The 20,417-nt window shown below is 71.7% G+C and carries 22 protein-coding genes; 10 read left to right on the top strand and 12 right to left on the bottom strand.

Going from position 1 to position 20,417, the window contains the following annotated elements; translation table 11 throughout:
• Positions 1–37: 37 nt before the first annotated feature.
• The gene (locus MUY14_RS06560; protein WP_247021840.1) at positions 38–856 is read right to left on the bottom strand and encodes a helix-turn-helix transcriptional regulator; all 819 of its coding nucleotides are present in this window, start codon (positions 854–856) and stop codon (positions 38–40) included.
• 54 nt (positions 857–910) lie between these two features.
• Positions 911–2,473 (bottom strand): alkaline phosphatase D family protein, encoded by a 1,563-nt coding sequence (locus tag MUY14_RS06565; RefSeq protein ID WP_247021842.1) that lies wholly within the window; start codon positions 2,471–2,473, stop codon positions 911–913.
• 137 nt (positions 2,474–2,610) lie between these two features.
• On the opposite strand from MUY14_RS06565, the gene MUY14_RS46790 reads away from it, so the two are divergent.
• Positions 2,611–4,839 (top strand): PHB depolymerase family esterase, encoded by a 2,229-nt coding sequence (locus MUY14_RS46790; protein WP_281506263.1) that lies wholly within the window; start codon positions 2,611–2,613, stop codon positions 4,837–4,839.
• 7 nt (positions 4,840–4,846) lie between these two features.
• Here MUY14_RS46790 and MUY14_RS06580 read toward each other — a convergent pair whose 3' ends face one another.
• Both MUY14_RS06580 and MUY14_RS06585 read right to left on the bottom strand, forming a co-directional pair.
• Positions 4,847–5,341 (bottom strand): methylated-DNA--[protein]-cysteine S-methyltransferase, encoded by a 495-nt coding sequence (locus tag MUY14_RS06580; protein WP_247021844.1) that lies wholly within the window; start codon positions 5,339–5,341, stop codon positions 4,847–4,849.
• A 17-nt stretch (positions 5,342–5,358) separates the two neighbouring features.
• Positions 5,359–6,255 carry a glycoside hydrolase family 16 protein gene (locus tag MUY14_RS06585; RefSeq protein ID WP_247021846.1) on the bottom strand — a complete coding sequence of 299 codons (897 nt, stop codon included), beginning with the start codon at positions 6,253–6,255 and terminating at the stop codon, positions 5,359–5,361.
• A 324-nt stretch (positions 6,256–6,579) separates the two neighbouring features.
• Here MUY14_RS06585 and MUY14_RS06590 point away from each other — a divergent pair, with 324 nt between their 5' ends.
• The gene (locus MUY14_RS06590) at positions 6,580–7,752 is read left to right on the top strand and encodes a glycoside hydrolase family 64 protein (RefSeq protein ID WP_247021848.1); all 1,173 of its coding nucleotides are present in this window, start codon (positions 6,580–6,582) and stop codon (positions 7,750–7,752) included.
• Positions 7,753–7,794: 42 nt separating this feature from the next.
• On the top strand, positions 7,795–8,007 hold the full coding sequence (locus MUY14_RS06595) for a hypothetical protein (RefSeq protein WP_247021851.1): 213 nt from the start codon (positions 7,795–7,797) through the stop codon (positions 8,005–8,007).
• Between the two features lie 726 nt (positions 8,008–8,733).
• Here MUY14_RS06595 and MUY14_RS06600 read toward each other — a convergent pair.
• A complete protein-coding gene (locus tag MUY14_RS06600; protein ID WP_247021853.1) occupies positions 8,734–9,156 on the bottom strand; it encodes an ATP-binding protein in 423 nt (140 codons plus the stop codon).
• A gap of 343 nt (positions 9,157–9,499) precedes the next feature.
• On the opposite strand from MUY14_RS06600, the gene rho reads away from it, so the two are divergent.
• Positions 9,500–10,561 carry a transcription termination factor Rho gene (rho, locus tag MUY14_RS06605; protein WP_247021855.1) on the top strand — a complete coding sequence of 354 codons (1,062 nt, stop codon included), beginning with the start codon at positions 9,500–9,502 and terminating at the stop codon, positions 10,559–10,561.
• A gap of 4 nt (positions 10,562–10,565) precedes the next feature.
• Here rho and MUY14_RS06610 read toward each other — a convergent pair whose 3' ends face one another.
• From MUY14_RS06610 to MUY14_RS06630, 5 genes are all read right to left on the bottom strand, one after another.
• Complete coding sequence (locus MUY14_RS06610) at positions 10,566–10,748, bottom strand: hypothetical protein (RefSeq protein ID WP_247021857.1); 183 nt, start codon at positions 10,746–10,748, stop codon at positions 10,566–10,568.
• A gap of 6 nt (positions 10,749–10,754) precedes the next feature.
• A complete protein-coding gene (locus tag MUY14_RS06615) occupies positions 10,755–11,033 on the bottom strand; it encodes a hypothetical protein (RefSeq protein ID WP_247021859.1) in 279 nt (92 codons plus the stop codon).
• 103 nt (positions 11,034–11,136) lie between these two features.
• Positions 11,137–11,337, bottom strand: a complete 201-nt coding sequence (locus MUY14_RS06620) for a DUF3072 domain-containing protein (protein WP_247021861.1) — start codon at positions 11,335–11,337, stop codon at positions 11,137–11,139.
• Positions 11,338–11,395: 58 nt separating this feature from the next.
• A complete protein-coding gene (locus MUY14_RS06625) occupies positions 11,396–11,818 on the bottom strand; it encodes a hypothetical protein (RefSeq protein WP_247021863.1) in 423 nt (140 codons plus the stop codon).
• A 64-nt stretch (positions 11,819–11,882) separates the two neighbouring features.
• The gene (locus tag MUY14_RS06630; protein ID WP_247021865.1) at positions 11,883–12,935 is read right to left on the bottom strand and encodes a C40 family peptidase; all 1,053 of its coding nucleotides are present in this window, start codon (positions 12,933–12,935) and stop codon (positions 11,883–11,885) included.
• 419 nt (positions 12,936–13,354) lie between these two features.
• On the opposite strand from MUY14_RS06630, the gene MUY14_RS06635 reads away from it, so the two are divergent.
• Both MUY14_RS06635 and MUY14_RS06640 read left to right on the top strand, forming a co-directional pair.
• On the top strand, positions 13,355–14,185 hold the full coding sequence (locus tag MUY14_RS06635) for a peptidoglycan-binding protein (RefSeq protein WP_247021867.1): 831 nt from the start codon (positions 13,355–13,357) through the stop codon (positions 14,183–14,185).
• A 79-nt stretch (positions 14,186–14,264) separates the two neighbouring features.
• The gene (locus MUY14_RS06640) at positions 14,265–15,083 is read left to right on the top strand and encodes an LLM class flavin-dependent oxidoreductase (protein ID WP_247021869.1); all 819 of its coding nucleotides are present in this window, start codon (positions 14,265–14,267) and stop codon (positions 15,081–15,083) included.
• On the opposite strand, the gene MUY14_RS06645 is transcribed toward MUY14_RS06640, so the two are convergent.
• Positions 15,037–15,981 carry a threonine/serine dehydratase gene (locus MUY14_RS06645; RefSeq protein WP_247021871.1) on the bottom strand — a complete coding sequence of 315 codons (945 nt, stop codon included), beginning with the start codon at positions 15,979–15,981 and terminating at the stop codon, positions 15,037–15,039. The two genes, MUY14_RS06640 and MUY14_RS06645, sit on opposite strands and share 47 nt — an antisense overlap.
• 85 nt (positions 15,982–16,066) lie before the next feature.
• Here MUY14_RS06645 and MUY14_RS06650 point away from each other — a divergent pair, with 85 nt between their 5' ends.
• Entirely contained in the window at positions 16,067–16,951 is an 885-nt protein-coding gene (locus MUY14_RS06650) for a LysR family transcriptional regulator (RefSeq protein ID WP_247021872.1), read from the top strand.
• Between the two features lie 15 nt (positions 16,952–16,966).
• On the opposite strand, the gene MUY14_RS06655 is transcribed toward MUY14_RS06650, so the two are convergent.
• A complete protein-coding gene (locus MUY14_RS06655) occupies positions 16,967–17,884 on the bottom strand; it encodes a LysR family transcriptional regulator (RefSeq protein WP_247021873.1) in 918 nt (305 codons plus the stop codon).
• 73 nt (positions 17,885–17,957) lie between these two features.
• Here MUY14_RS06655 and MUY14_RS06660 point away from each other — a divergent pair, with 73 nt between their 5' ends.
• The 3 genes from MUY14_RS06660 to MUY14_RS06670 are packed head-to-tail and all read left to right on the top strand — an operon-like array spanning position 17,958 to position 20,372.
• Entirely contained in the window at positions 17,958–18,887 is a 930-nt protein-coding gene (locus MUY14_RS06660) for a DMT family transporter (protein ID WP_247021874.1), read from the top strand.
• A gap of 10 nt (positions 18,888–18,897) precedes the next feature.
• Positions 18,898–19,794: an NAD(P)H-binding protein gene (locus MUY14_RS06665; protein ID WP_247021875.1), complete on the top strand. Its 897-nt coding sequence runs from the start codon at positions 18,898–18,900 to the stop codon at positions 19,792–19,794.
• Positions 19,791–20,372: a CPBP family intramembrane glutamic endopeptidase gene (locus MUY14_RS06670; RefSeq protein ID WP_247021876.1), complete on the top strand. Its 582-nt coding sequence runs from the start codon at positions 19,791–19,793 to the stop codon at positions 20,370–20,372. Before MUY14_RS06665 ends, MUY14_RS06670 begins: the two co-directional genes overlap by 4 nt.
• Positions 20,373–20,417: the final 45 nt, after the last annotated feature.

Consider the following 20,417-nt stretch of genomic DNA (forward strand, 5'->3'; position numbering starts at 1 on the left):
AAGTACTCCGTCCATGGGGGAACAGCGGAAAGGGTTTTCAGGAAGCGGCGAGGCTGCCCAGGAGGGCGAGGGCCGCTTCCGACGGGCTGCCCGGCTCGGCCTGGTAGACGACCAGCTGCTGGCCGGGCGCGCTGTTCACGGTCAGCGCCTCGTAGCTCAGCACGAGCTCACCGACGAGCCGGTGGTGGAACCGCTTGGTTTCGTGCGTCTTCTGCCGGATGTCGTGGCGCGCCCACAACCGGCGGAACTCCGCGCTCTTGACCGACAGCTCGCCGACCGTCTCGATCAGCCGCGGGTCGTCCGGGTCGATCCCGGCGGCCGCCCGCAGGCCACCGACCGTGTTGACGGCGACGCGCTCCCAGTCCGGGTAGAGCTCGCGGGCGTCCGGGTCGAGGAACACCAGCCGGACCAGGTCGCCGCTGTGCTCGTGCCCGCCGAACAACGCCTGGCCCAGCGCGTTGTGCGCGAGCACGTCCAGGCAGCGGCCGAGCACCAGCGCGGGGGTGTCGGGCCAGCCGTCCATCAGGCGCAGCAGGTTCGGGCTGACCTGCTCGCGCCGTGGCCGTCGGCGTCGTCTCGGGGCCGGGCTCGCCAGCCGGTGCAGGTGGGCGGTGGCGTCCTCGTCCAGCGCGAGCCCGTGCGCGAGCGCGTCGACGACCTGCGCCGACGGGTTCCGCTCCCGCCCCTGCTCGAGCCGGACGTAGTAGTCGGTGCTGACCCCGGCCAGCACCGCCACCTCCTCGCGGCGCAGCCCGGCGACCCGGCGCGGCCCGCCCGCGGGCAGGCCGAGGTCCGCCGGGCCCACCTGTTCGCGGCGGGCCCGGAGGAACTCGCCAAGAGCGTTCTCCGCGGCCATGATCCGAGGCTAACCCGGTGGCGCCGGACTTGGGTGGCCGCGCCGCACCCACCCTCAGGTGAGCCGGATCGGCTCCCCTTCGTGGTCCGGCCGCAGGAGCGTGGCGGTGGCTTCGCGCCCGTCGACGTCCAGCGTCATCACGGCGTTGCCGAAGTGCGGCCCCGAAACGCAGCGCCAGGTCAGCGGCGCGGGCGGCACGCCGACGCGGCTGGCCAGGCCTTCGCTCAGCCGCGTCAGGCTCCGCGCCCAGCCCGCGCGGAACAGCCGGTTCATGTACCACGGCACGGTGTTGTGCACCGGCGAGCAGGTGAGCTGGTGCACCGGTGCGCCCGGCAGGTCGGCCCGGGCGACGTACGCGTGGTGGACGTCGCCCGACAGGACGTTCACCGAGGCGATGCCCCGGTCCGCCACCCGCCCGATGAGCTTGCTCAGCCGGTCGAACGACTCGCGGAACGCCGGCCAGTGCTCCAGGTCGGCGAGCTGGCGGAACCACTCGCTGACCCGGCCGACGAGCCCGGGCCGGGTGCAGAGCCGCTCGTTGACCGACTGCGCGGCCGACAGCGCGGTCGGCATCAGCCACGGCAGCGACGTGCCGATCAGCAGGTGCTCGAAGTCGCCGCCGGCCTGCTCCTCGATCCAGCGGAACTCGTCCTCGCCGACCATCGAGCGGGTGCCGCCGGCCAGGATCCGCCCGGCCCGCGAGTCGATGACCAGCAGCCGGACCGGGCCGAAGTCGCGCCGGTAGGACCACCGGGTGCCCTTGGCGCCGTCGGCCTCGCGGTCGGCGCGGTCGGCGAACTCCCGCAGCAGCCCGGCGTTGTCCACGCCCGACTTGACCACCTGCTGGTAGACGTCGTCTTCGGCGAGTTCGTCGGGGCCGAGGTTGCCCAGGTGCTGGTACACCCAGTACGAGACCAGCGCGCCCCGGATCCGCTCCGGCCACCACGACGTCCGGGTCATCTCCTCGCGCCACGCGTGCGACGTGTTCCAGTCGTCGCGCACGTCGTGGTCGTCGAAGATCATCGACGTCGGCACGGTCGACATCAGCCAGCGCACCGCCGGATCGCACCACGCCTCGAAGTACAGGTGGCAGTACTCCTCGAAGTCGGCGACCTCGTTGCCCGGCGGCTCGCTCGTGTCACGCCGCTGCGCGAGCCACTCCTGCGTGGCGTCGGTGGTCTCGTCGGCGTAGACCTGATCACCCAGCAGGAGCAGCGATTCCGGCCATTCGGCCTCGTCGAGCGCGGCCATCCGGTGGGCGTACGCGGCGAGCGCGTCCGGGCCGAGCGCGTCCTGCTCCCGCGGTTTGCGGCAGGACCCGAACACCAGGCGGAACCGGGGGTCGCCGGGGGCCAGCGTCCGGATCCGGCTCGGTGGCAGGGTGCTTTCCGGTTCGGGCCAGGCGAGTTCGCCGTCGAGCCGCACTTCGTACGGCGTGCTGCGCCCCGGCTCGAGCCCGGTCAGCACGACGAGGGCGTAGTGGTGCCCGGCGACCTCGAAGGTCCGGGCGGCCGCCTCGGCGACGCGGACTTCGCACGGGCCGTCCGTCTCCACCCAGATCGTCGCCGAGTCGGCGTTCACGTGCCGCAGCAGCGGTCCCAGGAGCAGCTCGGTCATGCCCGGAATCCTCGCAGCAGTCCGGCCCGGCGGCAGTTCGAAAGGTCGCGAAACATCCCGATAATCGTTGACCGGTCCCGGGCGGCGAACGAACGATCGTCACGAGCTGCGCCCCGCCCCCGGAAAGGATTCGTCGAGTGCGAAGACTCTTCACCGCCCTCCTCGCCGCCGCGCTGTCGATCGCCGCTGCCGTCGTGCTGGTGGTTTCGGCGCAGCCCGCGTCGGCGGCCACCTTGACGCGCGTGACCGATTTCGGCAGCAATCCCAGCAACCTCAACATGTACACCTACGTCCCGGACCGGCTGGCGCCGCAGCCGGCGCTGCTGGTCGCGGTCCACTACTGCACCGGCTCGGCCTCCGCCGTGTTCAACGGCTACGCCCGCGACTACGTCACCGCGGCCGACCAGTACGGCTACGTCATCGTCTTCCCGGAAGCCACGCGCAGCGGGCAGTGCTTCGACGTCTCGTCGCCGCAGGCGCTCACCCGCGGCGGTGGCAGCGACCCGGTCGGCATCCTGTCGATGGTCGACTGGGCCAAGCAGCGTTACCACGTCGACCCGGCACGCGTGTTCGTCACCGGGTTCTCCTCCGGCGCGATGATGACGAACGTGCTCGCCGCGGAGTACCCGGACGTGTTCGCGGCCGGCTCGGCGTTCATGGGCGTGCCCGCCGGCTGCTTCGCCACCACCGACGGGTCGAGCTGGAACAGCCAGTGTTCGGGCGGCCAGCTGATCAAGACCGCCCAGCAGTGGGGTGATCAGGCCCGGCAGATGAGCGGCGGGCGCAGCGGCCCGTACCCGCGGATGCAGCTGTGGCACGGAACCGCCGACGACACGCTGCGCTACCCGAACTTCGGCGAAGAGGTCAAGCAGTGGACGAACCTGCGGGGCGTGAGCCAGACGCCGTCGTCGAGTGATTCCCCGCAGTCGGGCTGGACGCGGTCGCGCTACGGCGGCACCGGCGTGCAGGCGCCGGTCGAGGGCATCAGCGTGCAGGGCGCCGGGCATGCGCTGCCGCAGAACGGGATGGTGGCGTACGCCATCGCGTTCCTCGGCCTGAACAGCGCCGGCACTTCGACGACGACGACGTCCGCGCCGCCCGCCGGGAGCACACTCGGGAGCGCGGCGAGCGGGACCGGCCGGTACTTCGGCACCGCGGTTTCGGCGGGCAGGCTCTCGGACAGCGTCTACACCGGCATCCTGAGCCGCGAGTTCTCCATGATCACGCCGGAGAACGAGATGAAGATCGACGCGACCGAGCCCGCGCAGGGCCAGTTCTCGTACGGCAACGCCGACCGGATCGTCAGCCAGGCGACGAGCCAGGGCGCCCGGATGCGCGGGCACACGCTGGCGTGGTACGCGCAGCAGCCGGGCTGGATGCAGGGCATGGAGGGCTCGTCGCTGCGGTCGGCGATCCTGAACCACATCACCCAGGTCGCGACCCACTACCGCGGCCAGATCTACGCCTGGGACGTCGTCAACGAGGCTTTCGCGGACGGCGGTTCGGGTGCGCGGCGCGACTCCAACCTGCAGCGCACCGGGGACGACTGGATCGAGGCGGCGTTCCGCGCCGCGCGGGCGGCCGACCCGGGCGCGAAGCTCTGCTACAACGACTACAACACCGACGACTGGAACCAGGCGAAGACCCAGGCCGTGTACCGGATGGTGCAGGACTTCAAGTCCCGCGGCGTCCCGATCGACTGCGTCGGCTTCCAGTCGCACTTCAACCCCAACAGCCCGGTGCCGTCGAACTACCGGACCACCCTGCAGAGCTTCGCCGACCTCGGCGTCGACGTGCAGATCACGGAGCTGGACATCGAGGGCTCGGGGACCGCGCAGGCGGACAACTACCGCACGGTGACGAACGCCTGCCTCGCGGTGGCCCGGTGCACCGGGATGACCGTGTGGGGCATCCGGGACACGGACTCGTGGCGGGCGTCCGGCACGCCGTTGCTGTTCGACGGCAACGGCCAGAAGAAGGCCGCCTACACCGCGGTGCTCGACGCGCTGAACGGCGGCACCCCGCCGCCGCCGACCACCACCACGCCGACCACGCCCACCACCCCGCCGCCGACGACGACCACGACCCCGCCGCCGGGTGGGTGCACCGGGACGTACCTCAAGACGGCGGAGTGGAACGTCGGCTTCAACGGCCAGGTGACGGTGACCGGAAGCAACGCCTGGGTGCTCACGATCACCTTCCACTCGCCGCAGAAGGTCATCGGCAGCTGGAACTACACGGGGACGTGGGACAGCACCGGGTACGTGCTGACCGCGCGGCCCAACGGCAGCGGCAACGTCATCGGGTTCACCGTGCAGCACGGCGGGAACCTGACGGCACCGACCGTGACCTGCTCGGCGGGCTAGCGAGTCGTCAAAAGAGCCGGCCGACCTCCGCCGCGGGCGGTTCCTCCAGGCTGAGGAGGAACCGCTTGCGGGTGAGGCCGCCGGCGTACCCGGTCAGGCCGCCGCTGGTGCCGACCACGCGGTGGCAGGGCACGACGACGCTGATCGGGTTCCAGCCGTTGGCGTTCCCGACCGCCTGCGCGGCGCCGGGGTCGCCCAGCTCGGCGGCCAGCTGCCCGTACGTGCGGGTCTCGCCGTACGGGATCTTGGTGAGCAGGGCCCAGACCTGCTTTTCGAACGCGGAGCCGCGCGGCGCGAGTTCGAGGTCGAACTCGCGCCGCGTGCCCGCGAAGTACTCGCCGAGCTGCCGCTTCGCCGCCTCGAAGCCGTCGTCGTCGCGGGGGCCGAGGTCGGTGAGGCGGGGCGTGCGCAGGTGGCCGTCGAAGTACAGGCCGATCAGCGCCTCGCCGTCGCCGACGAGGGTCAGCGGCCCGATCGGGGACGCGATGACGGCGTGCTTCATGGCGCTCAGCGTACGGGTCAGCCCTGGCTGGTCTTGACCGAGAGCGAGTCGACGCTCATCTCGGCGCCGGGCGTGATGTCGGCGGACGGGCTCGTGCAGCCGCACACCTTGTTCGGGTACGAGCCGCCGATGGCGACGTCGAAGATGACGAAGAACCCGTGGTCGACGGCGGCCTTCCAGGTGCCGGCGGAGACCTGGTTCTGCTTCACCGCGAACGTCTGGGTGCCGTCGAGGGAGAAGCGCAGCTCTTCGGCGCCGGCGTTGCGACGGTCGACGACGACGGAGTAGGTGTGGTAGCCGTCCTGGCAGCCGGCGCACTCCTGGAGGTCGCTGGTGATGCCGTCCGGGTCGTGGCACTCGCCCTGCCACTGTCCACAGTGGAACGTCGTGGAGTGCTTGCTGAGCGCGTTGACGTCTTCCATGATGTCGAGCTCGCCGATGCTCGGCCAGTTCGTCGCGCCGACCGGGCGGGCGTCCGCGCCCATCGCCCAGAACGCCGGCCAGTAGCCGAGGCCGCTGGCGGGGGACGGCTGCTTGAGCGTCGCGCTGATCTCCAGCTGGCCGCCTTCGGGGGCGGCGAAGTCGGTGCGCTGGGTCTCGATGCGGCCGGAGGTCCAGTTGCCGGCGGCGTCGCGCAGCGGCTTGATCGCCAGGTGACCCTGGCCGTCGTGGTAGACGTTGGCGGTCGAGTCCGTCGCGGTCTCGAGTTCGCCGGTACCCCAGTTCGCCGCGCCGCCGGGGTAGCCGGTTCCCTTGTCGTAGAGCCAGTCCTGGGTGTTCAGGCCGGTGCCCGAGGCGCCGTCGAAGTCGTCCTGGAAGACGGTGGTCCAGGTTTCCGCGGCGTGCGCCGGAGCGGCCGCGGCGAGGAATGACAACGTTGCCAGCACGGCGGCCAGCCGGGTGGGGGTGCGCATGGGGGTCTCGCTTCCTGAGGGGAACGGGCCGTCCACGACCTGCGAGGCCGTCCACTGTCGCCGCCGGTCCGCGCCCGCGTCAAGGGATGTGCCCGGAAGTACCCGGCACCCGAGACCCGGGGGCACACCGGTGGGCGTCGCGTTTGGAATTCGCGGCGGCCGGGCACCGCGCGGGCCGGGTGAGACGGTGGTCTGGACCTTCTTTCGAAGGGTTGCCAGGTAACGAAACCGGAGTCATAGTTTGTTTACGTCCACAACGAATCCTGCGAACCGCCCTCGGTAGTCCTTTATGGACTCCGCCGTTTCCTCAACGTGGAGGACGCCATGATTTCCCGGCGCTCGTTCCTCAGCCTTTCGGCGGCGACGCTCGCCACGGCCACGGTGCTGCCCCTCGCGCGGCCGGCCTACGCCGCGACACCGGACACGTTCGGCCTGAAGCTCGTCAACAACTCCGGCTCGGGCACCGTGTACGCCTACGTCACGGGCACGACCCCGGACGGCAAGCTGGTGCTGCTGCGCGCCGACGGTACGCCGTACTACCCGGCGTCGCCAGGCGCGCCGACCACCCCGCTGCCGGAAGACTGCGCGATCCCGATCGGCTCGGGCGCGCAGGTATCGGTGCCCAAGATGGGTGGCGCGCGCATCTACGTCGTCACGGACGCGAAGCTGGACTTCTTCCTCGACCCGGGCCCGAACCTGGTCCACCCGAGCTTCCTCAACTCCGGGGATGCGAACTACGGCAAGAACTGGTCGTTCAGCGAGTTCACGTTCAACGACACGCAGCTGTTCGCCAACATCAGCTACGTCGACTTCGTGGGCATCCCGATGGGACTGTCCCTGACGACGGCGGGTTCCGGGACCTCGACGGTCCAGGGTCTGCCGGCAGGCGCGGTGGACCAGATCGCCTCGTCCCTGACGGCGCTGGGCGGCGAGTGGCCGAACCTGGTCCAGACCGGCGGCGGCGCCAACCTGCGCGTGCTGTCCCCGCACCACCACGCGTCCCAGTTCGGTGGCTACCTCGACGGTTACATCGACCAGGTGTGGGCGAAGTACGAGGGCACGGACCTGGTCGTCGACTCGCAGAACCCGGGCATCGGCAAGTTCACCGGCCGCGTCTCAGGTGGCCGGCTGGTCTTCGGTGCGGAATCCTTCGCGAAGCCGGCGACGGCGGACGTGTGGAGCTGCGACAGCGGCCCGTTCGCACTGGCCGCGGACGCGAGCGACGCGCGCAAGGCCATCGTCCCCCGCCTGGCGGCGGCCCTGAACCGCACGACGTTGCTCGACAACCCGAACCAGCCGACCGACGAGGACCCGGCACGCTTCTACGCAGGGGAGACGACCAACCACTACGCGCGCATCGTCCACTCGAAACTCCCGGACAACCGGGGTTACGCGTTCCCCTACGACGACGTGAGCCCCGGCCCGGACTTCAGCGGCGCGGTCTTCGCGGGCGACCCGGACGTGCTCACGGTCACAGTCGGTGCCACGCACGGCTGAGGCAGTGCGAAAACTGTCGGTGGTGGCGGCTAGCCTCACTGCATGAACACGGACGACGCGACGGTCCCGGCGCACCAGCTGACCAAGGGCCAGTGGTTCTGGCACGAGCCGGCGCCGGGGCTGCCCGCGTGGCAACTGCAGGTGACCTCGGCGGAGCTGGTGGAGGATTCCGTCGAGATCTTCACGACGGACGAAGAGCGCGAACTGGTGCTGTACCCGATGAACCGCCTGGTCCGCCTCGCCAGCGCGGCTTGAGGGGAGACCGTTCGGGGGCTTGGGGGGAGTGAGTCGAGGTCGAGCTGCGGGGACGCGGGGTCATCGCGCTGAGCGGCGGCCGTCGGTGGGGGCTTCACGTTGAGCAGCGGCTGTCGGTAGGGGTCTTCGTGTTGGGCGGCGGCCGCTGGGGTTTGCGCTGAGCCGCGGTGGCGCCCGGCGTAGGTGCTGAGCCGCCGACCTGCCCGGCGTTGGCGGTGGGTGGTACCGGAGCTTTGAGGGCTTGGCTGCTCGGCTGGCGTGCGCCGCCGACCGCGAAGACACCGGTGATGGCCGCCCTGTTGCGTGCAATTCCGCCCGTAGTCGGGCGTGCGCTGCGGACCGTGGTGGCGCCGGTTTTGGCTGATTTTCGCCGCGCCGGCCGCTGTACCGTGATACTTCAGTCGGTCGTGCGCGGGGCCGGCTGCCGCTTTGCGGCCGACGCTCGGCCTGCGGTGTCCGGTCGTCTCGAGCGTACGGTGCTTCGGAGTCCACTTTGCGCAGTCCGCCATCGCCGGGCGTGCGCTCCTGGCCGCGATCGCGGCGGTAATGTCCGCCCCTCCTGCGTGCAAATCCGCCCGTAGTCGGGCGTGCGCTGCGGACCGTGGTCGCCGGTTATGGCCGTCCCTGCTGCGTGCAATCCCTCCGTGGCCGGGCACAAGCTCGCCGGCCCGCTTCGGTGCCTGGTCCTTCTCACCTTGGCGAGCCGGCGATGAGCTCTCGGCTTGCTCAGCTTCCGCTTGCGTCGCGCAGCGAAGCCGGGCGCCAGGTCATCCGGATCGTTGTTCCGGTGTCGCCCGTTTCGATTTCCGACTGGTCCGTCACCTTGTCGATCAGCACCAGGCCGCGGCCGCCCGAAGTGCGGAGGCCTGCTGTGCGGGGGCGGGTTGCCGGGATTCCGCAGCCTGTGTCGGTGACCGTCACCGTCACCGTGTCGCCGGTGTGGGTGGCTTGGAGGCGGGCCCAGCCGTGGCCGCTCGGGTAGGCGTGGGCCGCGACGTTCGCCAGCGCTTCGTACGTGGCCAGCGTGATGTCGTGCGTGCTCTCCGCGTCGAGCGGCAGTTCGCCCAGCCAGCGGGTCAGCTTGCGGCGCAGGTCGGCCACCTCGTTCGGCAGGGCCGGCGCCAGTTCTTCGAAGGTCGAGACGACCACGGCATCAGCCTTCCTGCGCTGCGGGGCCGTGGTCCCGGTTTGGTCGGCGTCGGTGCTCTCGCCCGTATCGACGCCGGCTTCCGAGGTATGTCGATACACGATCCGCTCCCATCGTCAGCCGCTTTTCCCCGTTTCGGCGGGCTTCTCCTGTGAGCTACCCATCGCGACGGGGTCTTACCCGTTGTGCTTTGTGAAATGTCTCGCTACAGTGGAAGTGCTCCTCGCGGATGTAGGCCCCTAGGCCGCCCGGAGGAAGCTCCCGGATCCAGGCCGCTCGGCCTCTTTCCTCATTCCCGGTCGGCGCCGTTCTGCGCCCCGACCGACACCTCATCAGGAGACACCCATGCCTTTTCACGGAATCCTCGACCTGTCCGGAAAAACCCCGTTCGTCCGGCACGGCCACGGCCGCACGCCCGACGACGTCGCGATCCCGCTTTCCCTGGTGCGCAAGCACAAGCTGCGCGCCGGGGACGAAATCACCGGCACCGCCGAAGAGATCATCAGCGTCGACGGCGTCGGCCCGGACGAGCCGCGCCCGCACTTCGCCGACCTCGTGCCGGTGCACCCGGATCAGCGGCTGCTGCTCGAAACCACGCCGTCGCGGCTGCTGCCGCGCGTGATCGACCTCGTCACCCCGCTCGGCAAGGGGCAGCGCGCGCTCGTCGTTTCGCCGCCGAAAGCCGGGAAAACCACTGTGCTGCAAGAGATCGGCCACGGTATCGCGGCCAACCACCCGGAGTGCCGGCTGCTCGTGCTGCTCGCCGACGAACGCCCGGAGGAGGTCACCGAGCTGAGCCGCACCGTGCGCGGCGAAGTGATCGCGTCCACCTTCGACCGGCCGCCCGCCGACCACGTCGCCGTGGCCGAGCTCACCATCGAGCGCGCGAAACGCCTCGTGGAGCGCGGCGAAGACGTCGTGCTGCTGCTCGACTCCCTCACCCGCCTCGGCCGCGCGTACAACCTTTCGGCGCGCCCCTCCGGCCGCACCCTCTCGGGTGGCGTCGACGCGGCCGCGTTGCAGCCCATGAAGCGCCTCCTCGGCGCCGCCCGCAACGTCGAAGGCGGCGGCTCCCTCACGATCGTCGCGACGGCCCTGGTGGAAACCGGTTCGCTGGCTGACACGGTGTTCTTCGAAGAGCTCAAGAGCACCGGCAACGCCGAACTCAAGCTCGACCGCAAAGCCGCCGAGCGCCGCATCTTCCCGGCCGTCGACCTCCAGGGATCGGGCACCCGGCGCGAAGAACTCTTGGTGACGTCAGGAGAACTCGCGGCGATGCACGAAGTCCGGCGCGCTTTGTCGGGCCCGCACGCGATCGAGCAGCTGCTGGACCAGCTCCGCAAGACCGGCTCCAACGCGGAGTTCTTGCTCCGCGTGATGGGCGCGGCGGCGCCGAAAGCGGCCTGACAGCTCAGCTTTCGCCTCGCTCCCGTAGTTCGCCGATCACTTTTTGCCCGGCGCCACGTGCTTCTTCGACGCTCTCCGGCGGTTCACCTTCGCCGGAGCGGTAAAGATCGTCCTCCGCCCGGCCGGGATCATCAGTCTCGGCCCGCGCGATTTCGGGCTGCTGTTCGTTCGGTCGGGACACGGTCACCGCCGTTCATCGAGGTGGCTGATAGGGAGTGGCGCGCGGGTAGGACGGCCGCTCGGGCCCGCGGTTGAGCGTGGCGACGAGAAATCCGAGCCCGGCGACGATCACCACGAGCGCTCCCGCCCCGGGCGCGAACGCCCACCACCCGACCCCGGCAGCGGCCACGAGCCACGCCGAGACGAGGGTGCGCTTCGCAGTGAGGGGATACGCCTTCGGCAGCTCCCGGACGGCGGTCGCGCCGAGCACGAGCAGCCCACCCAAGGCCACGATCAGCACGATGACGTACATGGGATGTCCTCCTTCGGGGAGTCGGGCATCTCAATCGGGATTACCCGTGAAGGTGGACGGCATGCCGTGGCCTCGGGCACACGAAGCCGAGACGGCCGCGCGCTCAGCTGCCGCGGCCCGTGGTCTGCTGCAGGGCGTCGATCCGCGCCGAAGCCTCCGCCTTCGTCAAGTTCTCCGGTACCTCTTCCCCCGCCTCGTGCGCCAGCGTCTGCAGGTACGACTTCTGCGGCCCTGTCATCGGTTCGTCACCCGTGGTCCAATCGCTCGGGTCCTTCTCCGGGTTGGGCTCGACCTGATCCGTCATGACTCCTCCATTTCGAACGTCTGTTCGCACTCTAGCGCGAGGGTCCGACACTCGCCGCTCATCGACCGGCCGACGGGGTCGTCGGCGGGCCGGCCTCGTGACCGGCGCGACCGTGGGTCCGGCGGTCGTCCTTCATCTGCTGTTCGTGCAGGTGGCGGCGACCTCCGGTCAACGACTCCAGCAGCGAACGCTCGAGGTCGCGACAGGCCTTGTAGTACCCGTCGTCGTACTCCTCGACGACCTGGAAAGTCCACCGATCGGGTAATACGTTCAGCCCGATGAGCTCCTCGGAGATCCGCTGCGCCCAGTTCGCGTGGCCCGCCTTCTCGAGCTGCTCCACTGCTTCGCCGAGGGCCAGGTCCGCGCTGCCGGTCAGCTGGTGGAACGAATAGAGGTGCCCGCGGGCGCGCTCGATCGTCTCGAGGGCCTCGGTGACCTTGCCGACGGCTTCGACGGTGGCGGCGTCCGGTTTCTCGACCATGACGCGAAAGTGCCCCGTTCCGGGATTTCTACACCTCCCGGAACGGGGCACTCGGCGAAACGACTCACGCCGTCGGGCGCGTGGCTCCCGCGTACTGGCTCATCAGCGGCGAGATCTTCACGACGTCGCCGCTCGTCGGGGCGTGGACCATCTTGCCGTCGCCGATGTACATCCCGATGTGGGACACCGGGGAGTAGTACGCGACCAGGTCGCCCGGCTGCAGCTGGCTGCGCGACACCGCGGTGCCGAAGCCCGCCTGGGCCGACGACGTCCGGGGGAGGCTGATGCCGGCCTGCTTGTACGCCCACTGCATCAGGCCCGAGCAGTCGAACGTGCCCGGCCCGGTGGCGCCCCAGACGTACGCGCTGCCGAGCTTGCTCAGCGCCGCGTTGACGGCCGCCTGGGCCGCGGCGGTCGGCGCCTTGACGTTGGGCGCCGCGCCGCCGGTGTCCTTCTGGGCCGCCTTGTCGGCGGTGCTGAGGGTCCGGCTCTGCGCCTCGATCTGGTCGAGCTGCGCCTGCAGGTTCTTCTTCTTGCCCTCGATGTCCGACGCCAGCTTGGCGGCGGCGTCACGGGCGTCCTGGGCGCGCTTCGCCGCGTCCGCCGCCGCCTTCTCGGCCGTGGTGGCCTTGTCGGCCGCGACGCTGAGGTTGTCCATCGCGGCGTTCTTGTCGGTCGCGATGACCTCGAGCGCGGCCGAGCGGTCCAGGAAGTCCTGGGTGGACGTGCCGGCCAGCAGCGCCGACAGCTTGTTCATCTGGGCGCCGCTGGTGAACGACGCGCCGGCGAACTTGTCCACCTGGGTCTGGTACTTCTGCTTCGCCTCGATCGCCTGGGCGCCGGCGTCCTTCGCGGCGGTGACGTCGGCGTTGGCCTTGTCGAGCTGGCCCTGCTTGGCGGTCAGGTCGTCCTGGGCCTTGAGCAGGTCTTCGTTGAGCTTCTCGGCCTGTCCCGCGAGTTCGCGGTACTTGGCCAGCGCGTCCGAGCCCGCGGGCGGGGCCTGCAGGACGGGGATCGGGGCGGCGGTGGCCGGGGGCTGGGCCATGGTGACGACGGCGATCACCGAGGCCGCGGCGAGGGCACCTGACACCACGCGCTTTACGGGATGCGTACGCATTCTCGCGCGGGTCTCCTTTGCTGTTCGGCCGCCGGCGGGTGCCGGACGGGCGAGTCGGGGGCCTCGCCCGGAGCGCGCTCCATCGCAACAGGAAGAGCGCGCTGTGGGTGTCCGGTACCCGGCAGGGGGGTATCGGCGGCGATCTCGCGTCGCCGTCCATCGACGACCGGGGGCCGCGAGATCTCGAACAGGTTACGAAAAGAACACGGCACCGTCCAGTGTGGGTCAGCCGCAACTCTCCGTGATGATAAGAAACACGGCTGGACCAGTGGTAATGGAAAAGGGTGTGTCGGGGATTACACGTCGTCACCGTCGAGGAGTACCCTACCCCCCAAGGGTATGAGCCCGGTTTGTACGTCCCTTGTATCCCGCCGGGTGATCCTCCTGGCCGAAGAGATTCCGACCAGTGGAGGACAGGGATGTTCACGAAGGCCGCCGTGTTGACGGCGCTCACCGCCGCGGCGTTCGCCGTGGCCGCACCGGCTCAGGCCGAAACCGCGGTCACGACGGCGCTGCCCACGGCGAACATGGAGGCCGTGCTCAAGGCGGCTCAGATCGACCCGCGCCGGGCCGACGACACCCAGACGCCGGGCGCGCACGACAGCGTCCTGCTCGTCGAACAGGCGCTGCAGGCGAAGGGGCTCCTCGCGAGCACCTACGTCGACGGCTACTTCGGCACCACCACGATCACGGCGTACTCCCAGTACCAGAAGTCGCTGGGCTACACCGGGATCGACGCCTCCGGCCTGCCGGGCAAGACGTCGCTGGAGAAGCTGGGCGAAGGCCGCTACACGGTCACCGGCCCGGTGTCCGCGGGCAGCCACGTCACCTACCACGGCGTCACGCTCAACACCCGCACCAAGGCGATGCTCGTGGCCGCCGAAGGCATCTTCGGTTCGTCGGTCAGCCTGACGCAGGGCTCGTACAACCCGGGCGGCGTCGACGCCTCGGCCGGGACCCACGACGGCGGCGGCGCGATGGACATCTCGGTGTCCAGCCTGTCCTCGACCAGCCGGACGAACCTGCTGAAGGCGCTGCGCAAGGTCGGGTTCGCGGCCTGGCTGCGCACTCCGGCCCAGGGCTTCGCCTACCACATCCACGCGATGGCGATCTCCGACCCGGACCTGTCCTCGGGCGCCCAGCACCAGACCGGTGACTACTACCTGGGCATGAACGGCCTGGCCGGTCGCGGCGCCGACGACGGCCCGTCGGTCACCAAGGTGACGTGGGAGGAGTACCAGCGCGGCTGACGCCGGACGCCCGGCCGTGGTGGCACGGCCGGGCTCGCCGGTGGTTTGATCGGGGGACCAACTCTCTGGGGGTGTCCCGATGGCGGGCAAGGCGTTCCGGTTCGGTGTGGTCGCGGCGGCCGGGGAGGGCGGCGCGAAATGGCGCGAGACCGCCCGGCGTGCCGAAGAGCTCGGCTACTCGACGCTGCTCTCGCCGGACAACCTCAACCTGCCGACGCCGACCGCGTCGCTCGCGGCCGCCGCCGCGGTGACCACCGAGCTGCGCGTCGGCTCGTTCGTCCTGGCCAGTCCGCTGCGCACCGCGCGGGCGGCGGCCTGGGAGGCGCACAGCCTGACCGCCGTCACCGACGGCCGGTTCGAACTCGGCCTCGGCACCGGGCTCCCGACGATGCGCCAGCAGGCCGCGGAGCTGGGCCTGCCCTACGGCTCGGGGCAGGAGCGGCTCGACTCGATCTCCGAGACCGTCGACCACGTGCGGCGGCTCGACGGCGACGCGCACACCCCGGTCATGATCGCCGCGGGCGGGCCCAAGGCGCGGGTGCTCGCCGCGAAGAAGGCCGACATCGTCACCCTCGCCGGGGGCGCCCTGACCACCCGCGCGGAAACCGCGGCCTACATCGGCGAAATCCGCGCGGCGGCCGGCGACCGGGACCTCGAGTTCGCGCTCAACATCTGGGTCGTCGGCGAGCAGGTGCCGCCGTGGATCCGCGGGTTCATCGGGGTCGACGCCGAAACGCTGATCGAGCACGACTCGCTCGCCATGCTCCGTGGCGGCACCGACGCCATGGCCGAGGAGCTCGAACGGCGTCGCGAGGAACTCGGCATCTCCTACTTCAGCGTCAACGGGGCGTTCACCGAGGAGTTCGCGCCGCTGGTGGCGCGGCTGGCGGGGAAGTGAGCGTCGCCGGGTCGGTGTTGGCCCCGCAGAGCAGGACGGCGACCCGCTCGCCCGGCGCCGGCCGGTAGGCGCCGGTGCGCAGGGCGGCGAACGCCGTCGCCCCGCCGGGTTCGACGGCGAGGCGGTAGCGGTCCCACAGCGCCGCGCGGGCGTCGAGGATCTCCGCGTCGCCGACCAGCACCGAGCCCACGTCCGTGCGGGTGGCGACCGCGAAGGCGATGTCGCCGAGCCGGGACGCGCCGAGCGAATCGGCGGCGATCCCGGACACCTCGACCGGCACCGGCTCGCCCGCGGCCAGCGCCGCGTTCAGCGTCGGAGCCGTGCGCGGTTCGACACCGATCACCCGGGCACGGCCTTCGACTGCGGCGGCGATGCCCGCCAGCAGCCCGCCGCCGCCGACCGCCACCAGGATCGTGTCCAGCCCGTCGACGTCCGCCAGCAGCTCCAGGCCGATCGTGCCCTGGCCGGCGCAGATCTCCGGCTGGTCGTAGGCGTGGCAGAAGAGCGCGCCCGAGTCCGCCGCGTGCTTGACGGCGGCGTCGTAGGCGTCGGCGTACTTGTCGCCGACCAGCTCGACGGCCGCGCCCAGCGTCCGCAGCTTCGCCACCTTCACCGCGGGCGCGTTCGCGGGGACGTAGACCCGCGCGGCCACCCCGAATTCGCGGGCGGCGTGGGCGACGGCGAGCCCGGCGTTGCCGCCCGAGGCGGCCACCACCCCGGCCGCCGAGAGCTCGCCCGCCGCGATGATCCGGTTGAAGGCGCCGCGGGCCTTGAACGACCCGGTGTGCTGTAGCTGCTCCAGCTTGAACCACACGCCGTCGTCGGCGAGGACGGGCGTCCGGCGGACCCGGCCCCGGATCCGGGTGGCCGCCAGTTCGACATCCGCGGTGCTGATCATGCGCCCAGCATGCGCGCCGGCCGGCCGTAAGCACCAGCGACGTCTCCTATGCTGCCGTTAGCGGAGCTGATGGCCGGAGGTGACCGTGCTCGACGCCCACCGACTCGCCGTGCTGGCCGAGGTCGCGCACGCCGGCTCGATCGCCGGAGCCGCCCAGCGGCTCTCCTTCACCCCTTCGGCCGTCTCGCAGCAGCTGGCCAAGCTCGAGCGCGACGTCGGGGCCCGGCTGCTGCACCGGCACGCCCGCGGCGTCACCCTGACGCCGGTCGGGGAAGCGCTGCTCGGCCACGCGGAGACGATCGTCGGTGAGCTGCGCACCGCCGAGCGGACGGTCCGCGCCCTGCTCGACGAGGAGCCCGCGCAGCTCACCGTGGGCACCTTCGCGAGCGCCGGCAGCACGCTCGTGCCCGCCGCGCTCGCCGACTTCCGCCGGGACCACCCCGCGGTGGCGCTGCGGCTGCTGGACCTGGAACCACCCGACGGCTACGGCCTGGTCAGCTCGCGCGACCTCGACCTGCTGATCACCCACCGCTACCCGGGGGCGCCGCTGCCCGACCCGCGCGGGCTCACGCGGAAGCTGCTGCGCTCCGAGCGGTTCCGCCTGATCCTCCCGGCCGGCCACCCGAAGGCGCGGGCCCGGCGGCTCACCCTGCGCGCGCTGTCCGGCGAGGACTGGATTTCCGGCAGCCCCGGCGCGCCCAACCGCGGCTGCCTCGAGCAGCTCGCCGACGCCGCCGGGGTCGCGCTGCGGGTGGCCTACGAAACCCGGGACTACCAGGTCGTGCTGGCGCTGGTGGAGGCCGGGCTGGGGATCGCGTTCGTGCCCGACGGCGTGCTCGCCCGGCTGGGCCCGGCGCGGATCGAGGTCCGCGACGCGGCCGACGCGCGGCCGGTCCGCGAGATCTTCCTGGTGCACCATCGGCGGCCCGGACCGCTGGTGACCGAGATGGTCGCGCTGCTCAGCCGCTAAGAGAGGCGGTGGCCGTCAGCGCGCGCCGGCGGGCTCGAAGCGCGCCGACGCCGCCCGGAGCGCGTCCAGGCACGCGCGCACCGCGCCGAGGTTCTCCTCGCCCGCCCGGCAGATCGCGAAGATCGTCCGGTTCAGCGCCGGGCGCGTGGTCAGGATCCGGACGCCGTCGGGCAGCCGGTCGCGTGCCAAGCGGGGTACCAGCGCCGCGCCGATGCCGCCCGCCACCAGGGCCAGCTGCGTCGGGTAACTGCCGACCGTGCAGCTGATCCGGGGCTCCAGCCGCTGCTCGCGCAGCACCTGCGTGAGCCACTCGTAACAGCCGGACCCGGCGCTCCACGCGATCCACGCCACGTCGTCCAGCTCGCCCAGGTCGACGGCCTTGCGGTGGGCCAGCCGGTGCCCGGCGGGCAGGGCGAGGTCGGCGACGTCGGCGAACAGCGGGATGCCGGTCGCCGACGGCGGGATCTCCGTGGGGCGGTCGGCCCAGCTCTCCACCACGGCGACGTCGAGTTCGCCGGACACCACCCGCGGGATCGTCTGCTCGGCCTCGCCTTCGTGCAGCGTCACCACCAGCCCCGGGTGCTGCGTCGAGAGCGCGGTGAGCGCGGGCGGCAGCAGCGCGTGCACCGTCGTCGGGATCGCGCCGACCCGCAACGGCCCGAAGACGTCCTCGCGCAGCAGTTCCAGGTCCGCCTTCGCCTCGGCGACCTGCGCCAGGATCCGTTCGGCGTGCCCGGCGAGCACCTGGCCCGCCTTCGTCAGCCGGACGCCGCGGCCGTGGGGTTCCAGCAGGGTCTGGCCCGCTTCGCGCTCCAGCTTGGCCAGCTGCTGCGACACCCCGGAAGGCGTGACGTGCAGCGTGGCGGCCGCCGCGGCGACCGAGCCCTGGGTCGCGACGGCGTGCAGCGCCCGCATCCTCTCGAGTCCGAACACAGTAGGGATGCTACCGAATTCCGGGAAGGAACATTCGCTTGTCCTTGACAGTCGTGGCCCCCACGCTGGAGGGGTGACCACGACCGCGCCCCGTCCGACGACGCCCGCACCGACCTTCACCAGCCGGTTCGACCCCCGGCTGCTGGCCGCGCTCGGCAGTTTCTGCATCTCGCTGTCGTCGGTCTTCATCAAGGTCTCGCACACCAGCGGCAGCACGAGCGCGTTCTGGCGCTGCCTGCTGGCCCTGCCGGTGCTGGTCGTGCTCGCCGCGCGCGAGCGGCGGAAGGCGGGCCCGGTGCACCGCCGCGTGCTCCTGCCGCTGCTGGCCGGCACCGGGCTCGGCCTCGACTTCGTGCTGTGGGGCGAGGCGATCCCGCGGGTCGGCGCCGGCATCGCGACCGTGCTGCTCGCCGTCCAGATGGTCATCGTGCCGGTGCTGGCGTTCGCGTTCCTGCGCGAGCGGCCGTCGAAGCGGTTCCTCGTCGTCGCGCCCGTGCTGCTGGGCGGCGTCGTGCTGGCCGGCGGCTTCGCCGGCACCGGCTCGTTCGGCCCGGACCCGGTGACCGGCGCGGTCGCCGCGTTGCTCGCCGGCGCCGGGTACGCGGTCTACCTGTTCCTGATCCGGCTCAGCGGCGCCAAGGGCACCCAGGCGAACTCGCTCGCGCTGGCGACGGTCTCGGCGGGCGTGGTGGCCTTCGTGGCCGGCGTCCCCACCGGCACGCTCGACCTGACCCCGCCCCCGGCGGCCTTCGGCTGGCTGGTCGCCCTCGCCGTCGTCGGCCAGCTGATCGGGTGGATCCTGATCTCCGCCGCGCTGCCCCGGATGTCGGCCACCACCGGCGCGACGCTGATGCTGCTGCAGCCGGTCGGTGCGGTACTCCTGGGCATCGCCCTGCTGGGTGAGGCGCCGAGCGCGCTGCAGCTGATCGGCTGCGCGGGCGTGGTCGCGGCGGTGTGCATCGCCGGTGGCGGACGATCTGCGCGCGACCGGCGTCCCGGCTAACGTCGCGGGCATGCGGGTACTGGTGGCCGGTGCGTCCGGCTTCGTCGGCAGCCGGTTGTGCCCGGCGCTGGAATCGGCCGGGCACGAGGTGCTGGCGATGACCCGCCACCCCGCGAAGTACGGCGGGGCCGGGAAGGCCGTGCGCGGCGACGTCGCCGACGTCGGCTCCCTGCGTGCCGCGCTCAAGGGCGTCGAAGCGGCTTACTACCTGGTGCATTCACTCGACAGCGCGGACTTCAAGCGCCGTGACGCCGACGCCGCCCGCGCGTTCGCCCGCGCCGCGGCCGATGCCGGCGTGCGCCGGATCGTCTACCTCGGCGGGCTCGGCGACGACGACGACGCGCTGTCGGAGCACCTGACCAGCCGCCGCGAGGTCGAACGGCTGCTGGGGGAGACCGGCGTCCCGGTCACCGTGCTGCGCGCCGGGATCGTGATCGGCCACGGCGGGACGTCGTGGGAGCTGACGCGGCAGCTGGTCGAGCACCTGCCGGCGATGATCACCCCGCGCTGGGTCGGCACGCGCACCCAGCCGATCGCGATCGCCGACGTCGTACGCTACCTGGCCGGCGTCCTCGACCACCCGGAGGCCGAGGGGAAGACGTTCGAGATCGGCGGCCCCGAAGTGCTGGCCTACCGGGACATGCTGCAGCGCGTCGCCGCGATCGAAGGCCGGTCGCTGCTGATCCTGCCGGTGCCGCTGCTCTCCCCGCGCCTGTCGTCGTACTGGCTTTCGTTCGTCACCGACATCGACGTGACGACCGGGCGGGCGCTGATCGACTCGATGACCAACGAGGTCGTCGTCCGCGACGACGCGATCCGCCGGATCGTCGAGTTCGAGCCGCTGGGCTACGACGAGGCCGTGCTGCAGGCGCTGGGCGAACGCGCGAAGAGCAGGCGGCCCGCGTGAGACGAAGGGCGTACCTGGCCGCCGCCACGGCCGCCGGTTCCGGACTGCTCGGCGCGTCGCTGGCCAGCCGGTCCGGTTCGCGCCGGTTCCACGCGCTCACGGCGTCGGTCGCGGCGACCTGGTTCGCCGGGGCGGGCCGGGTGCCGCGCGGCCGCCCGGACGTCGTCCAGCCGCTGGTGGTGGGGGCCGGCGCGTTCGGCGTGTTCTACGGGTTCGCGCTGGTGGCCCGGCACATCCCGCCGCTGCGCCGCGCGATCACCGGCGTGCTCGACCACGCCCACCGGGGTTCTACGCCGTCGGTGGTGGCGACGACGCTGGTCACCGGCGCGGCGGAGGAAGTCTTCTTCCGCGGCGCGCTCCACGACGCCTTCGGGGCGCGCGGCGCCACCGTGGCCTACGTCCTGTCGACCACGGCGACGCGGAACCCCGCGCTGGTCCTGGCCTCCGCGGTGATGGGGACGCTGTTCGCCGTGCAGCGCCACCGCGCGGGCGGCGTGCAGGCCCCGATGCTGACCCACGTGGCGTGGTCCGCGCTGATGCTGGCGGTCATGCCGCGGCTGTTCCCGCCGGAGGACTAGACCACTGTTGTCCGGAACCGGACAGAATCCTTCGCCGGACGGCCC

It is taken from the genome of Amycolatopsis sp. FBCC-B4732 (assembly GCF_023008405.1).
In the GTDB taxonomy this organism is placed as follows: Bacteria; Actinomycetota; Actinomycetes; order Mycobacteriales; family Pseudonocardiaceae; genus Amycolatopsis; species Amycolatopsis pretoriensis_A.

What these genes read in the sequence shown, in the direction of transcription:
- MUY14_RS06560 (WP_247021840.1), bottom strand. Translation starts at nt 856, where the DNA reads ATGGCCGCGGAGAACGCTCTTGGCGAGTTCCTCCGGGCCCGCCGCGAA.
- MUY14_RS06565 (WP_247021842.1), bottom strand. Translation starts at nt 2,473, where the DNA reads ATGACCGAGCTGCTCCTGGGACCGCTGCTGCGGCACGTGAACGCCGAC.
- MUY14_RS06580 (WP_247021844.1), bottom strand. Translation starts at nt 5,341, where the DNA reads ATGAAGCACGCCGTCATCGCGTCCCCGATCGGGCCGCTGACCCTCGTC.
- MUY14_RS06585 (WP_247021846.1), bottom strand. Translation starts at nt 6,255, where the DNA reads ATGCGCACCCCCACCCGGCTGGCCGCCGTGCTGGCAACGTTGTCATTC.
- MUY14_RS06590 (WP_247021848.1), top strand. Translation starts at nt 6,580, where the DNA reads ATGATTTCCCGGCGCTCGTTCCTCAGCCTTTCGGCGGCGACGCTCGCC.
- MUY14_RS06595 (WP_247021851.1), top strand. Translation starts at nt 7,795, where the DNA reads ATGAACACGGACGACGCGACGGTCCCGGCGCACCAGCTGACCAAGGGC.
- rho (WP_247021855.1), top strand. Translation starts at nt 9,500, where the DNA reads ATGCCTTTTCACGGAATCCTCGACCTGTCCGGAAAAACCCCGTTCGTC.
- MUY14_RS06615 (WP_247021859.1), bottom strand. Translation starts at nt 11,033, where the DNA reads ATGTACGTCATCGTGCTGATCGTGGCCTTGGGTGGGCTGCTCGTGCTC.
- MUY14_RS06620 (WP_247021861.1), bottom strand. Translation starts at nt 11,337, where the DNA reads ATGACGGATCAGGTCGAGCCCAACCCGGAGAAGGACCCGAGCGATTGG.
- MUY14_RS06625 (WP_247021863.1), bottom strand. Translation starts at nt 11,818, where the DNA reads ATGGTCGAGAAACCGGACGCCGCCACCGTCGAAGCCGTCGGCAAGGTC.
- MUY14_RS06630 (WP_247021865.1), bottom strand. Translation starts at nt 12,935, where the DNA reads ATGCGTACGCATCCCGTAAAGCGCGTGGTGTCAGGTGCCCTCGCCGCG.
- MUY14_RS06635 (WP_247021867.1), top strand. Translation starts at nt 13,355, where the DNA reads ATGTTCACGAAGGCCGCCGTGTTGACGGCGCTCACCGCCGCGGCGTTC.
- MUY14_RS06640 (WP_247021869.1), top strand. Translation starts at nt 14,265, where the DNA reads ATGGCGGGCAAGGCGTTCCGGTTCGGTGTGGTCGCGGCGGCCGGGGAG.
- MUY14_RS06645 (WP_247021871.1), bottom strand. Translation starts at nt 15,981, where the DNA reads ATGATCAGCACCGCGGATGTCGAACTGGCGGCCACCCGGATCCGGGGC.
- MUY14_RS06665 (WP_247021875.1), top strand. Translation starts at nt 18,898, where the DNA reads ATGCGGGTACTGGTGGCCGGTGCGTCCGGCTTCGTCGGCAGCCGGTTG.